Here is a 14,379-nt window from a genome sequence, read left to right on the forward strand (position 1 = left end):
CGGCTTCCATGCTGGACGGGGCGGGGGAAGAGCGCCGACCGCTGTGGACGAAGGCCCCGTTGTGGAGAACTCCGTCACCCGATCCGGGCACGGGACCTGGCGCGGCTCCCCCCGGACCCCGCACCCGGCCGGGCGGGGCCGGAGACGGTCGCGTACCGCTCCCGCACCTCGCGGTAGCGCATGAGTTCCGCGGCGACCGGGTCCAGCACCTTGGCCCTGCCGCAGCCTGCCGCCGCCTCGTGCAGACGGCGTCTGACGTCCTGCCCGTACCGCCGCGCCGGCCCCTTGGCCGCCGCCGCGCAGGCCCACTCCACCAGGGGTCCGCCCACGATCCCGGCGAGCATCACCAGCACCGGGGGGACGATCCCCGGCTCCAGCACCCCGATGATCTGTCCCACCAGCCAGAGCGCCCCGTAGATCTGAAGCAGGGTCATCGCCGCCTGGGCCAGGACGGCGGCCGGCCACCACCGGGGGCGCCGGGGCCGCTCGCCAGTGGCCTCGGCCTCCCGGACGGCCAGCTCGTCCAGCGCCTCGGGCAGCCCGCGCGCACCCCGCTGGGCCGCCTCCCGGACGGCCTGCGCCCAGGGCCCGGGCAGCCCGCCGGCCGCCTCGTCGGCGACCGTCCGCACGGCCTGCTCGACGCGCTGGCGTGCGGTGAGTTGGTCCTCCGCGGGCGGCGGCGGCTGGAGGGAGGCGGCCCCCGGCATCCGGGTCCGCTCGTACCAGCGCCACAGCCGCAGCCACGGCGTCCCGCAGGCACGCCCGGCATTCCTGCGCCACTCGCGTTCCGCCGCCTCCCCCGCCGCCGTGGCGCCGACCGCGTCGGCCAGCTGTGCCGAGAAGTCCTCACGGGCCCGTTCGTTCAGGCCTGTGCGGCCGTCGGCGACATACACCGGGCGCAGGGCGGCGGCGGCCGCGTCGACGTCGGCGGAGAGCCGGCGTGCCGCCGCGGTGCGCTCCTGGACGAACGCGCCGACCATCTCGCGCAGTTCTCCGACGCCCTCGCCGGTGAGGGCGGAGAGGGAGAGCACGGTCGCGCCGGGCTCGCCGTGCTCGCCGACCGCCATGCCGTCGTCGTCGAGCAGCCTGCGCAGGTCGTCGAGGACCTGGTCGGCGGCGTCGCCGGGCAGCCGGTCGACCTGGTTGAGCACGACGAAGGTGACCTCGGCGTGCCCGGCGAGCGGCCGCAGATAGCGCTCGTGGAGGGCCGCGTCGGCGTACTTCTCCGGATCGACGACCCAGATGACGGCGTCGACCAGCGCCAGGACCCGGTCGACGTTCTCGCGGTGGCGGACGACGGCCGAGTCGTGGTCCGGCAGGTCGATGAGGACCAGGCCCTGCAGCTGCTCGTCGCCGTCCCCGCCGGCGAGCGGCCTGCGCCGCAGCCGTCCCGGCACCGCGAGCCGGTCCAGCAGCCCGGCCGCGCCCTCGGACCACGTGCAGGCGATGGGCGCCGACGTGGTGGGCCTGCGCAGGCCGGTCTCGGCGATGCGCACGCCGGCGAGCGCGTTGAAGAGGGTCGACTTGCCGCTGCCCGTCGCTCCGGCGATGGCCACCACGGTGTGCCGGGAGGAGAGCCGCCGCCGTGCGGCCGCCTCGTCGAGGACACGCCCCGCCTCCGCGAGGGTGCGGCCGTCGAGGCGTGCCTGGGAGAGGCCGAGGAGGTCGCGCAGGGCGTCGAGGCGGTCCTTGAGCGGCCCGCCGTACGCGCCGGCGGCGGTCTCGCCGGAGCCGTCGGCGCCCTCGGCGTCCGGGTCGCCGGCCTGAGCGTCGCCGGTGTCCGGCGGGCCGTCGCCGTCCGCGCCGGGGCCGCCGTCGGGTGACGTCCTCGGCTCGGCGCGGCGGGCGATCAGTCCGTCGTCCCAGCGGTCGCCGGTCTCGTTCGCGTCGTCGGTGATGGCGGTCACCCCGCGCTCACCTCTCCTTCTGCAGTAGGGACAGCGCGGCGATCAGCTCGGCCTGCGGCTCGGGTGTCACCTCGAGCGCGTCGAGGGGGGCGAGCCTGCGGTCCCGTTCGCCGTGCAGCACGTCGTCGATGGTGGTGGTCACGAGTTCGCCGCCCTTGTCGCGCAGACGCAGTGCGCCCTGGGCGCCGATGCGTTCGGCCAGCCGCTCGCCCGCGCCGCGGGCGCGCCGGCCGCCGAGCAGGGCGGTGGCGAGGAGGGCGGCGACGGTCTCGGCGTCGGGAGCGGTGTTGCGCTCCATGCCGCGCACCTCCTCCTCGGCGAATTCCTCCAGGACCCGGCGCCAGCGCCGGACGGCGAGCCCGATGCGCTCGCCGCTCTCCGGGTCGGAGCCGCCGTCCGATCCGAAGGCCCCGGCGGCCGGTTCGCGCCGCCAGGCGTTCTCCACCTGTTCGTCGGCGGCGGCAACGGCGCACTGGAGGAGCGCGGACATGCTGGCCACGAGGGCGTCGAGGAGTTCGGCCGCCGAACTGTCGCGGGGGTATCCGCGCCAGCGGGTGCGGGCGTCACCGGCCAGCACGGCACCGGCGCGCAGCCGTCCGCGGACCCGCTCGCGCTGCGCGGCGTAGGCCTCCTCGACGGCCGCGGTGAGCCGTACGGCGGCCGCGTACTGGGCGGCGACCGCGCTCGCCAGTTCCGGCATCCGTGATCCGAGCGAGTCGAGGACACCGCCCGCGGTGCGTCCCAGGGCCTGCTGGCGCGCGGCGGGGTCCTGCGCCCGGTGGGCGAGCCAGGCCAGCAGCGGGGCGACGGCGGTGGTCGGCAGCAGCCCGTTGCCGCCGCCCGCGGACTCGGGCAGTTCGGGCACGGTGAACCGCGGCACATGGCCGAGGCCCGCCTTGGTGAGCAGGGCGGCGTACTGCCGTGACACCTCGTCGACGACCTGGTGGGGCACCCGGTCGAGGACGCTGACGAGGGTGGCGTCGTACTCCTTCGCGGTGCGCAGCAGGTGCCACGGCACCGCGTCGGCGTAGCGGGAGGCGGTCGTGACCATCACCCACACGTCGGCCGCGCAGATCAGCTCGGCGGCGAGCCGGCGGTTCTCGACGACCAACGAGTCGATGTCCGGGGCGTCCAGGAGCGCGAGGCCGCGCGGCAGGGTCGAGGCCGTCTCGATGCGCAGCGACTTCTCGTCGGGCCCGCCGCCCGCGCGCCCGGAGCCCTTGCGCGCGAGGAGTTCGTCCTCGGCGTCGGCCTCGTCCTGCGGCGGCATCCAGACACGGGTGAGGTGCGGGAGCACGCGCATCCCGGCGAACCAGTGGTGGTCGTCGGGATGGCACACCAGGACGGGGGTGCGGGTCGTAGGCCGCAGCACCCCGGCCTCGCTGACGCGCCTGCCCACAAGGGAGTTGACGAGCGTGGACTTGCCCGCACCCGTGGAGCCCCCGATGACCGCGAGCAGCGGGGCGTCGGGGTCCTTGAGGCGTGGTACGAGGTAGTCGTCGAGCTGCGCGAGAAGTTCTGTGCGCGTCTGCCGGGCGCGTGAGGCGCCCCGTAGCGGAAGCGGCAGACGCACGGCGGCGACACGGTCGCGCAGGGCGGAGAGTGCGTCGATCAGCTGAGGCCGTGCATCCAAGGTCACCACATGCGAAGAATGCCCAATTTTGGAGTCTTTTTGAAGCGTATGAACATCCCTGCGCGCCGATCGGACAGACGGAACAGAAGGGGCGAGTGGGACCCAGGCATAACGAGTGCACAACACCCGCCGCGCGAGGCGCCAAAAGCGATGCGCGAATCCCGCCTGCCTGCGATTATCGGTTCGCTTCACCGAACCTCCACATCGTGCCACGCAGGTGAAGCAGCCGGGCCGAGGGCAAGGGAGCCCTATCCTTGTGCCCGGCGAGGCCGGACCACCCGTGAGGGTCTCCGGGCCGCATCCGGCCCCCGTAGCTCAGTGGATAGAGCAGGCGCCTTCTAAGCGCTTGGCCGCAGGTTCGAGTCCTGCCGGGGGCGCACCGCGCGCACGATCGGGAGGCCCTCCGAACAGGAGGGCCTTTTCGCTGCTCAGGCGCACCCTAGCGGGTCGTGCGTAGCGAGCGGGTAAGCGCCGGACCGCCCCCGGCCTGCGGAGAGGACGGCCCCGCGCCGCCGACTGCCGCCGGGCCCGGGCGGGCCCCCCGGAGGGTCACCCGTATGGCCTAATCGAGGTGGCGACGAGCCTGCCGCGATCCGACGTTGGTGGGAGGGGGTTCACCCATCCGGCCGAGCATCCGATCGAGGCGCGCCATGGCCCAGCTTGTCCGCAGGAACCAGGCCCTGCTGTCCGAGGACCAGAGGAAGGATTTCGTCACGGCGGTGTGGGGGGTGAAGTCCGGAGGCCACTACGACGAGTTCGTCAAGACGCACGTGAGCCGCCCCGACTCCTACCACCACGTCCCCACCTTCCTGCCCTGGCACCGGGAGTTCGTCCGGATCTTCGAGGTGGCCCTGCCGCCCTCGACCAGCGGGCAGACGCTCTCCGTTCCGTACTGGGACTGGACGGACACCGGCAGCAGCCCCTGGACCGACGACTTCATGGGCGGAAACGGCAGGGCGGGCGACGACCGGGTGATGACCGGCCGGTTCGCCATCAGCGCCGGATGGAACTGCATCGATCCCTCCCGGGAGATCCCCTCGTACCTGAGGCGGCAGTTCGGCGCCGGCGTCCCCCATCTGCCGACGGCGGGCGACGTGTCCGACTGCCTCGCCATGACGCCGTACGACAGCGAGCCGTGGGAGGGGGTGAGCCAGAGCTTCCGCAAATCCTTGGAAGGTGTGATAACACCGGACATCCACAACATGGTCCACCGGTGGATCGGCGGCAACATGGAGCTCACCAGCTCGCCCAACGACCCCGTGTTCTGGCTGCATCACGCCAACATCGACCGGCTCTGGGCACAGTGGCAGCGGGAGCATCCCACCGAGACGTACCGCCCGCAGAGCGGCGGCCCGCCGGGGCAGAACGTCGGCGACCTGATGCCGCCGTGGTCGAGCGTGCGGGTGAGCGCGGTGCTCGACCACCGCAGCCTCGGCTACGTCTACGACATCGAGAACCCCACGGCGCAGGGCGACCGCATGTATCCCGGCGACACCCTGCGCGGCGGCGACTCGATCAGCGCGGGCGGCGGCCGGTACCGGCTCGTCTACGAGACCGACGGGAACCTGGTCCTGTACCAGGACGGCGAACACACTCCGCGGTGGTCGTCCGGGACGCAGCGCAGGTCGCCCGGAATGTGCGTCATGCAGATGGACGGCGACCTCACCATCGACGACGCCGACGGGCAGCGGGTGTGGAGCCTGGGCGTCGACGGGCGCGGCAATCGTCTCCGGCTGACGGCGGACGGGGCCATGGAGGTCACCGGCCTGTCCGGGGCGATCGCCTGGCGGTCCACCCATGACGTGATGGTCTGAACCGAAGCCGCAGGAGGAAGCCTCCGCCGCTTCGCCGCGGCGGGGGCCTGCCCGTGCCGCGTCTCAGTCCACGGCAGCGGCGACGAGCAGCGCGAAGGCGGCGGTGACGAGCAGAGTGCGGACGAGGTGCAGCCGGTTCCACCTCGCCTCGAAGGCGGCCCGCACCTCGCCGTCCGGGACCGGCGGGGTGGTGTTCTCCGAGGCGGCCAGGGCGTTGTTGAGCGGGATGTTGCCCGCGACGGTGACGAGGTGGTTGAGGACCGAGCAGACGAGCGCGGCGACGATCAGCCACCGGTCGGCATCGGTACGTCCCTCCGTCGGCACGAGCAGCGCGGCAACGGGGAACGCCACGATCGCGGCGAAGACGAGGAGGAAAACCCCCCGCGGGACCGTCTCGTTGACGCGCCGCATCGCCGGGACGAACCCGTCGTCGGGGAGCCGCCCGAGCCCCGGCATGACGCCCGTCAGGAAGATGAGCATGAAACCGGCGTACAGGCCGGTGGACACGACGGCGAGGGCGAGCAGGAGGGTCGGCATGCCCGCCATCATGACGGGCCGGGGGTCGCCGCGCAGCGGGATTCCGGGGAGCTCCGCAGGGACCCCGGGGGCGGGGCCCGGGCGGTGGGTGCCACCCCACCACCCGGGCCCCCGGCAGCAAGGCCGTCGGGCCTCCCGGCCGTCGGCCGCAACCCCCGCGGTCAGCCGACGGTTCGGCGGGCCGCCTGGGCGATGGCGTCGGCCAGGCCGGTCACCGCGTCGTCCTCGGTGGACTCGGCGAGGGCGCGGGCGCGGCGCTCCAGAGCGGCGAGGTCCGGGGCGCCGGGCAGGTCGCCGCCGCGCAGCGACTCGGCGAAGTACGCGGCGACCGCGGTGATCTGGAGGCGGCTCGGCGCCTCGCCCCAGAGGGGGCCGTCGACGGCACCGGTCTCCACCGAACCGCTCGCCTCGTGCGGTGCCCTGGTCTTCGGGTCGAGCCAGCGGACGGTCGCGGTCGCCACATGGCCGCGGGCTCCCTCCCGCAGGCGCACGGCGTACAGGGCGGTCACCGTGTGGCCGGGGCCGACCTCGCCGCCGTCGACGCGGTCGTCCCGGAAGTCGTCGTCCGCCACGGCACGGTTCTCGTAGCCGATGAGCCGGAACTGCCGCACGGTCGCCGGGTCGAACGCCACCTGGGCCTTGGCGTCGCGGGCCCGCAGTTCGACATGGGCGGGCAGCTGGTCGACGAAGACCTCGCGGGCGTCCTCGGTGGTGGAGACGTACGTCGTGTGGCCGTCGCCCCGGTCGGCGAGACGTTCCATCAGGTCGTCGCCGTAGTCGCTGCCGACCCCGACGCCGAAGAGGGTGATGCCGTGCTCGCGGCGGGCGTCGTCGATGCGCTCCAGGATGGTGTCGGCCTCCGTGGCACCGGTGTTGGCCAGGGCGTCGGAGAGCAGGACGACCCGGTTGGTCGCCCCCTTCCGGCGGCCCTCGACGGCCACCTCGTACCCGGTCGTGACACCGGCCTCGACGTTGGTGGAGGCGCCGGGCTCCAGATCGTCGACGATGCCGTGGATCCTGTCGCGGTTGCCGTCCAGGCGGGTCATCGGCAGGCGGGTCTCCGCCTCGCCGCTGAAGGTGACGACGGCGATGGAGTCGTCGTCGCGCAGCTGGTCGGTGAGGGTGGAGAGCGAGGTCTTGACCAGGTCGAGCCGCCCCGGCTCCGCCATGGAGCCCGAGATGTCGATGACGAAGGTGAGAGCGGCGGGCGGGCGCCTCCCCGCGTCCTCGGCAGCCGCGGTGGCGAGGCCGACCCGCACCAGGGACCAGTCCCCCGCGTCCGCCTCCTCCCTGCCGGACGACCCGTGGGACGGCCTGTCGGACGAGGCCGTGATCTCGCCCTCCTGCGCCCCGCCGACCGCCGCCCCGGGGCGCGCGCCGTCGACGGTGACGGAGAAGCCGTCGCCGTCCGGGCGGCGGTAGTCCTGGCGGAAGCTGTTGACGAACTCCTCGGGCCGCACCTGCTGCGGCGACGGTGTGCCGCCTTCCCTCAGCAGCCGCCGGGTGTAGTGGTACGACGCGGTGTCGACGTCCAGCGCGAAGGTCGACAGGTAGTCGGGCGCGGGCTTCACCGCCTTCTCGCCCGGCGCCTCGTCACCGGACGCGTCGTCCCGCCCCGCGTCGTCCCGGTCCTCGTAGCCCCGGCCCCCGTCCGGGGCGACCGGCGCGGGCGCGCCGTCGTGGCTCCTGCCGCCCTCCGACCGGTCGGCGGCGCTCCTGTCGGAGCCCGCGCCGCACGCCGCGGCCGTCAGGGCGAGCCCCGACGCCAGCAGTACGGCCGTCACACCGCGGACCGCCCGCCGGGCGGTCCGTCCTTTCCCGGTAAGGGCGTTCGTGTCCGAACGGAGCCTCATCGCGGTTCCCCCTCGCTGTCGCGTCACTTGTGAATGTGACGTGCGAGGAGCCCGGAAGGAGCAGACGAAGGGGTTGCGGATACGTCTCGATGCGGCAACGCGGCAGGGCTTTCGCCCCGGTTCGGGGCGTTCGCACCTGCCGCGTCGCCGGAGGTCCGTGCGCCGTCGCCGGAGGTCCGAGCCCGGCCGCCGGAGGCCGGTGCCGTGGCGCTACGAGACGATGTCCTTGCGGGAGAAGTTGCGGAAGGCGAGCGCGAAGAGCACCAGCGCGTAGGTGACGGAGACCGAGGCCCCCTTCAGCATGCCTGTCCATTCGAGGTCCGGCTGGAGGGCGTCGATCCATGCGAACTGCCAGTGCGCGGGGAGCACTTCGCGCCAGGCCCCGAGGGCGGTCACCGCGTCCAGCACATTGCCGATGATGGTCAGGCCGACCGCTCCGCCGACCGCTCCGAGCGGTGCGTCGGTCTTGGTCGACAGCCAGAACGCGAGCCCGGCAGTCACCAGTTGGGAGAGGAAGACGAACGCGACGACGATCCCGATCCTGGCGAGCGAGTCGGCGGCCGGCAGCGACCCCCCGGTGGGCAGCTTCAGCGGCCCCCATCCGTAGGCGACTGAGCCCGCCGCCAGGCCGACCAATGGCAGCAGGACCATCGCGGCCGCGCTGAACCCGAGGGCGACGGCGAGCTTGGACCAGAGCAGCCGGGTCCGCGGCACGGGCGCGGCCAGCAGGTAGCGCAGGGACGACCAGTTGGCCTCGGAGGCGACGGTGTCCCCGTGGAACAGCGCCACGGGCACCACCAGCAGGAAGCCCGCGGAGACGAACAGGCAGGTGGCGGCGAAGTTGGCCCCCGACGCCGTCGCCGTGTCCATCAGGTTGATCCGGCCGCCCTCGCGCTCGTCCGGCGATCCGCCGATCGCGAAGGCCACGATCAGCACGAACGGCAGCGCGGTCAGGATCGCGGCCATCACCAGGGTCCGGCGCCGCTTCAGCTGCCGCACCGCCTCCACCCGCAGCGGCAGGGTGCGGCCCGCCCGGTAGCCGGGCGCCGCGTCGGCGGGCGCGGCCGGAGCCTCGTGGACGGGCGCGCTCATGCGGAGCCTCCGATCAGGGTGAGGAACGCGTCCTCCAGGCGGCGGTGCGGGCCGACGCCCGTGACGGGCACGTCGAGACGGACCAGTTCGGCGATGAGGGTCGTCGCGCTCGCGCCGTCCAGGCGGACGAGCAGCCCTTCACCGCTGCGCACGGCCGAGCCGATGCCGGGCAGCGCGGCGAGCTTCTCCACGACCGGGTCGGCCACCTCGCCGTCGGTGGTGACGAGCAGGGTGTCGCCCTCTCCGGTGATCTCGGCCACCGGTCCCGCCTGCACCAGCTGTCCGCGGTCCATGACCACGAGGTGGGTGCAGGACTGCTCCACCTCCGAGAGGAGGTGGCTGGAGACGATGACGGTCCGGCCACCGGCGGCGTACCGGATCATCACGTCCCGCATCTCGCGGATCTGCGGCGGGTCGAGTCCGTTGGTCGGCTCGTCGAGGATCAGCAGGTCGGGGAGGCCCAGCATGGCCTGGGCGATGGCGAGCCGCTGCCGCATGCCCTGCGAGTACGTGCGGACGGCGCGGGCCAGTGCGTCGCCGAGGCCCGCGATCTCCAGTGCCTCCTCCATGCGGGCGTCGCCCGCCGGCCGGCCGGTCGCCCGCCAGTAGAGCTCCAGGTTCTCCCGGCCCGACAGGTGCGGGAGGAAGCCCGCGCCCTCGACGAAGGCGCCGACCCGGGAGAGCACCGGCGCGCCGGGCCGGATGGCGTGGCCGAAGACCCTGATCTCGCCCTCGTCGGGGCGGATCAGGCCCATCAGCATCCGCAGGGTGGTCGTCTTGCCCGCTCCGTTGGGGCCGAGGAGGCCGAGGACCTGGCCCTTCTCGACGCGGAACGAGAGATCGCGCACGGCGTACCGGTCGGTGGACCTGGCGTACTTCTTGGTGAGTCCGGTGATCTCCAGCGGCACGCCGGCGCGGTCCGGGTCGGGCGCGGGGGCGACGGCCCGGCGGCGGGCGGTGAGCAGCAGGGCCGCGGCCACGATCACGCCGGCGACGGGCAGCGCCCAGACCCACCAGGCGAGCCCGGCTGCCTGGGTCCGCACGGACGGGGCGGTCGGGACGGTCAGCGGGCCGTCGGCGGAGACGGTGTACGTGGCGGGCTCCGCCGGGGAGGCGTAGCCGAGGTCGGTCGCGGACAGGACGACGCGCAGCCGGTGGCCGGCGTCCGCCTCGTGGTCGATCGCGGGGAGCCGGAGGGTGACCTTGCGGCCTTCGCGGGCGTCCTCGATCCGGACCGGGGCGACGAGCTGCGAGGGCAGCACCTGGCGCCGGCCGTCGGGGGCGACGTCGTAGACCTTGCCGAAGAGGACCGCCTCCCCGGTGTCCGACGCCACCGTGACGGTGACCTGCGGGGTGCCGGTGATGCGGGTGGTCGCGGGGAGCGGCGCGGTGGTGAACGACGCCGACTGGCCGGGGAAGTCCAGGGAGATGCCGACGCCGAGCGAGGAGAGGGCGCCCGCTCCGCCGGTCAGGCCGGGGACGGCGGAGACCGACGGCGGGCTGGCGCCGGCCGGGTTGGCGAAGGTCTGCTCGCGGCCGGTCAGGGGGATCGTGACCGGCCCGCTGCCGAGTCCGGGGTAGCGGTCGGCGCTCGCGCCGCGCAGTTGTGCCCGGCCGTCGGTGGAGTCGACGCCTCCGGTGCGGCTGACCCGGAACGCGGGGCCGGTGGCGGCGCTCTCGTCCTCCTTGAGGTAGCGGTCGAACCAGTCGGAGATGCGGGCCTCGACGCGCGCCGTCTCGCGGTCGCCGCCGTCGTGGCCGCCGGAGATCCAGTCGACGGCGACGGGTGCGCCGCCCGCGGCGACGGCCTTCGCGATGGCGTCCGCGTGGGTGAGCGGGAACAGGGAGTCCGACTGCCCCTGGACGACGAGGGCGGGGACCTTGATCCGGTCGGCGACGGCGGAGGGGCTGCGTTCCTCCAGGAGCCGCCGGGCCTCGGCGTCGGGGCGGCCGGAGACCGCGACGCGTTCGTACATGGCGCACAGCTGCGGCTGGAACCGGCCGCAGACGGAGGGGTTGCGGGGCGCGGAGCCGTCGGCGCCGGGCGCGCCGGCCGCCGGGGCCTGTCCGTCGCCGGGCGACGCGCCGTCGCGCTGCGCGTCGCCGGGGGTCCCGCCGCCGGGGCCGTCGCCGTCGGTGCTCTCGCCGTCGGGGGCGGGTGCGTCGGTGAGGCCGCCGCCGGCCGCGGAGCCGGTCGTGAAGAAGATCCCGGCCCAGAGCTTCTTGAACACGCCGTCCGGGAACAGGGCGTCGGCGAGGTTCCAGTAGGTGATCTGGGGGGCGATGGCGTCGACCCGCTTGTCGTGGCCGGCGGCGAGCAGGGAGATCGCGCCGCCGTAGGAGGAGCCGGTGACGCCGACCCGCGGATCGCCGTCCGCGTCCAGTTCGACCTCGGGGCGCTCGGCGAGCCAGTCGATCAGCCGGGAGACGTCCCGGACCTCGTGCTCGGGGTCGTTGAGGCCGATCCGCCCGGTGGAGGAGCCGAAGCCACGGGCGGACCAGGTCAGCACGGCGTATCCGTCCCGCGCCAGCTTCTCCGCCTGGGCGCGGAGGTCGTCCTTGCTGCCGCCGAAGCCGTGGCCGATGAGGACGGCCGGCCGCCGCTCCGGTCCGCCCGCGGTGAAGTAGGAGGTGTCGATCTTCGCTCCGGGCATGGTGTGCACCCGGTCCTCGCGGTGCACGGCGGGCGTGCCGTCGTCCGCGACGGCCGTCCAGGTGCCCGCTCCGGCGAGGACCGCCAGGGCCGCGGCACCGGCGAACCATCGGCTCCGGGCTGCGGGCCGGGGAAGTCGGATCTTCATGTCTGAACCCTAAGCGCACCGCCTGTGTGCCCTCCGCTGACGCCAGTCGGAACCGGAAGGCCTCCTGAGGTAGTACAACCCGCCCGCGGCATACACCAGACGCGGTATCCGGAAGGGGCGGCCGGACCTCCACCGGGCGGGCATCGAAGCTGCACACGCCGGTACGACAGCCGATGGAGGGGCAACTTCCGTTTCCTGCGTTCCCGTTGGGGACGGCGGGCGGGCGGCGGGCGCGAGCGACGCTTCCGTTGTGCCGCAGGTCACATCACGGGGTGCAGGTCGGGGCGCTCGCTCCGCGCCCGGCACGATGTCCGCCCCGCCCGCCCGTTCCGTGAACGGTCACCTGTGCCTTGCGCGGGGCGAGTTCGGCGGGCGGGGCGCCCGCCGGGCGGCGGGTCACGGCGCGACGAGGCGCCCGAGGAGTCCGGGACCCGCAGGGTACGGCCGTTCCACGGGCAGCAGCCGGGCCGCCGCCGGCAGGTCCCCCGCACGCACCAGGGCGTGGACCTCGCGGGCGAGCGGGGTCACATCGGTGATCGACACCGTCCACTCGTCCGCGTACAGCCGGGCCGCCTCGCCCGCGAGTCCCAGTTGCAGCGAGCGGAACGGCAGGGGCGCGAGACGCAGATCCCGCTCCGGGTCCCACTGCACCCGGGCCGGCGAGCGGCGGAGCTCCCGCTGCCACGCCGCCCGGTCGTCGTGAAGGCCGCGCACGTAGTGCGACAGGCAGGCGTGGCGCAGGGCCCATTCGAAGCCGTCCCGCCGGATCTCCACGGCGAGCACGGTCTCCTGACCCGGCTTGGCCGCCCAGCCGCAGCGGTACATCATCCACAGGAAGGACGGTTTGATCCACGTCATCCGGTCCCGCTTCCACTCCGCCGGGAACCGGCCCTCGCGGGCGGCCGGGCCGCCGATCCCGGGGCGGTACGCCTGGTAGACGGTGACGGTCTCCTCCGTGTGGCGGGCGCGGATGCGGTACTTCGGCTCGTCGGACAGGGGGTGTTCGGGCTCGTCGGAGACGCGGTACTCCGGCTCGTCGGACACGCGGTGTTCGGGCTCGTCGGACATGCGGTCCACCCTCCGGCTCCGTGCCGTGCCGACGCCACCGGTTTACCGCCGGGACGGCCTGCTGCCTCCTGGCGCGGCCCTTGCGGGCGGCCCAGGAGGCAGCGGCGGGTGCGGGTGGCCGCGACGGCCGGCGGTGCCGGCGGTGTCAGCACGGCCAGTGGCGTCAGTGGTTGCGCGGGAAGCCCAGGTCCACTCCGGCGGGGGCGTCCGCCGGGTCGGGCCAGCGGGTCGTGACGACCTTGCCCCGGGTGTAGAAGTGCACGCCGTCGTTGCCGTAGATGTGGTGGTCGCCGAAGAGCGAGTCCTTCCAGCCGCCGAAGGAGTGATAGCCCACCGGCACCGGGATGGGCACGTTGACGCCGACCATGCCCGCCTCGATCTCCAGCTGGAAGCGGCGGGCCGCGCCGCCGTCCCGCGTGAAGATCGCCGTGCCGTTGCCGAACGGCGAGGCGTTGATCAGCGCCACGCCCTCCTCGTACGTCTCGGCGCGCAGCACGCACAGGACCGGGCCGAAGATCTCGTCGCGGTAGGCGTCGGAGTCGGTGGAGACCCTGTCGAGGAGGGAGAGTCCGATCCAGTGGCCGTCCTCGTAGCCCGCCACGGTGTGGCCCGTGCCGTCGAGGACGACGTCTGCGCCCTGCGCGGCGGCGCCCGTCACGTAGGAGGCGACCTTGTCGCGGTGCGCCCGGGTGATCAGCGGGCCCATCTCGGAGGAGGGGTCGTTTCCGGGGCCGACGACGATCTTCTCGGCGCGCTCGCGGATCTTCCGGACCAGCTCGTCGCCGACGGAGCCGACCGCGACGACCGCCGAGATGGCCATGCAGCGCTCGCCCGCCGAGCCGTAGGCCGCGGACACCGCGGCGTCCGCGGCCGCGTCCAGGTCGGCGTCGGGCAGGACCAGCATGTGGTTCTTGGCGCCGCCGAGTGCCTGGACCCGCTTGCCGTTGGCGGAGGCGGTGGTGTGGATGTACCGGGCGATCGGGGTGGACCCGACGAAGGAGACGGCGGCGACGTCGGGGTGCTCCAGCAGGGCGTCCACGGCGACCTTGTCGCCGTGGACGACGTTCAGCACACCGTCGGGCAGCCCTGCCTGCGTGGCCAGTTCGGCGAGCAGGTTGGCGGCCGACGGATCCTTCTCGCTCGGCTTGAGCACGAAGGTGTTGCCGCAGGCCACGGCCAGCGGGAACATCCACATCGGCACCATGGCGGGGAAGTTGAACGGCGTGATGCCGGCGACCACGCCGAGCGGCTGCCGGATGGCGGCCACGTCGACCCGCTGCGAGACCTGGGTGGACAGCTCGCCCTTCAGCTGCGTGGTGATGCCGCACGCCAGCTCGACGATCTCCAGGCCGCGGGCCACCTCGCCGAGGGCGTCCGAGTGGACCTTGCCGTGCTCGGCGGTGATGAGGGCCGCGATGTCGTCACGGTGGGCGTCGAGCAGCGCGCGGTAGCGGAAGAGGACCGCGGTCCGCTGGGCGAGGGACGAGGTGCCCCAGGTCGCGTACGCCTGCTTCGCCGCCGACACGGCCGCGTCGACCTCCGCCGCCGAGGCGAGCGCGACGCGCGTGGTCTCGGCGCCCGTGGCCGGGTCGGTGACCGGGCCCCAGTTGCCGGACGCGCCTTCGACGGTCGTGCCACCGATCCAGTGGTTGACGGTCTTCGTCATGGCGAAAA

At 74.0% G+C, this 14,379-nt stretch carries 9 protein-coding genes and 1 tRNA gene; 2 read left to right on the forward strand and 8 right to left on the reverse strand.

Annotation, left to right across the window (positions count from 1 at the left end; all coding sequences use genetic code 11):
- Positions 1-74 precede the first annotated feature (74 nt).
- A complete protein-coding gene (locus IAG43_RS10680; RefSeq protein WP_246574241.1) occupies positions 75-1,907 on the reverse strand; it encodes a YfjP family GTPase in 1,833 nt (610 codons plus the stop codon).
- A gap of 7 nt (positions 1,908-1,914) precedes the next feature.
- Positions 1,915-3,540, reverse strand: coding sequence for a dynamin family protein (locus IAG43_RS10685; protein WP_187744394.1), 1,626 nt, complete (start codon positions 3,538-3,540; stop codon positions 1,915-1,917).
- A 304-nt stretch (positions 3,541-3,844) separates the two neighbouring features.
- On the opposite strand from IAG43_RS10685, the gene IAG43_RS10690 reads away from it, so the two are divergent.
- Positions 3,845-3,917 (forward strand) — tRNA-Arg (locus IAG43_RS10690).
- Between the two features lie 273 nt (positions 3,918-4,190).
- A complete protein-coding gene (locus tag IAG43_RS10695) occupies positions 4,191-5,354 on the forward strand; it encodes a tyrosinase family protein (protein ID WP_187740517.1) in 1,164 nt (387 codons plus the stop codon).
- A gap of 63 nt (positions 5,355-5,417) precedes the next feature.
- On the opposite strand, the gene IAG43_RS10700 is transcribed toward IAG43_RS10695, so the two are convergent.
- The 6 genes from IAG43_RS10700 to IAG43_RS10725 form a co-directional block, all read right to left on the reverse strand.
- Positions 5,418-5,891 carry an anthrone oxygenase family protein gene (locus IAG43_RS10700; RefSeq protein ID WP_187740518.1) on the reverse strand — a complete coding sequence of 158 codons (474 nt, stop codon included), beginning with the start codon at positions 5,889-5,891 and terminating at the stop codon, positions 5,418-5,420.
- Between the two features lie 161 nt (positions 5,892-6,052).
- The gene (locus IAG43_RS10705) at positions 6,053-7,744 is read right to left on the reverse strand and encodes a YfbK domain-containing protein (RefSeq protein ID WP_187740519.1); all 1,692 of its coding nucleotides are present in this window, start codon (positions 7,742-7,744) and stop codon (positions 6,053-6,055) included.
- 210 nt (positions 7,745-7,954) lie between these two features.
- Positions 7,955-8,836, reverse strand: coding sequence for an ABC transporter permease (locus tag IAG43_RS10710; RefSeq protein WP_187740520.1), 882 nt, complete (start codon positions 8,834-8,836; stop codon positions 7,955-7,957).
- Positions 8,833-11,637 carry an alpha/beta fold hydrolase gene (locus tag IAG43_RS10715; RefSeq protein ID WP_187740521.1) on the reverse strand — a complete coding sequence of 935 codons (2,805 nt, stop codon included), beginning with the start codon at positions 11,635-11,637 and terminating at the stop codon, positions 8,833-8,835. Before IAG43_RS10715 ends, IAG43_RS10710 begins: the two co-directional genes overlap by 4 nt.
- Positions 11,638-12,033: 396 nt before the next feature.
- A complete protein-coding gene (locus IAG43_RS10720; RefSeq protein ID WP_246574730.1) occupies positions 12,034-12,633 on the reverse strand; it encodes a DUF4291 domain-containing protein in 600 nt (199 codons plus the stop codon).
- 235 nt (positions 12,634-12,868) lie between these two features.
- Entirely contained in the window at positions 12,869-14,371 is a 1,503-nt protein-coding gene (locus IAG43_RS10725) for a CoA-acylating methylmalonate-semialdehyde dehydrogenase (RefSeq protein WP_187740523.1), read from the reverse strand.
- Positions 14,372-14,379 lie beyond the last annotated feature (8 nt).

The organism is Streptomyces genisteinicus, assembly GCF_014489615.1.
In the GTDB taxonomy this organism is placed as follows: domain Bacteria; phylum Actinomycetota; class Actinomycetes; order Streptomycetales; family Streptomycetaceae; genus Streptomyces; species Streptomyces genisteinicus.

Coding starts and splice junctions, on each gene's coding strand:
- IAG43_RS10695 (WP_187740517.1), top strand. CDS start 4,191: ATGGCCCAGCTTGTCCGCAGGAACCAGGCCCTGCTGTCCGAGGACCAG.
- IAG43_RS10700 (WP_187740518.1), bottom strand. CDS start 5,891: ATGCCGACCCTCCTGCTCGCCCTCGCCGTCGTGTCCACCGGCCTGTAC.
- IAG43_RS10705 (WP_187740519.1), bottom strand. CDS start 7,744: ATGAGGCTCCGTTCGGACACGAACGCCCTTACCGGGAAAGGACGGACC.
- IAG43_RS10710 (WP_187740520.1), bottom strand. CDS start 8,836: ATGAGCGCGCCCGTCCACGAGGCTCCGGCCGCGCCCGCCGACGCGGCG.
- IAG43_RS10715 (WP_187740521.1), bottom strand. CDS start 11,637: ATGAAGATCCGACTTCCCCGGCCCGCAGCCCGGAGCCGATGGTTCGCC.
- IAG43_RS10725 (WP_187740523.1), bottom strand. CDS start 14,371: ATGACGAAGACCGTCAACCACTGGATCGGTGGCACGACCGTCGAAGGC.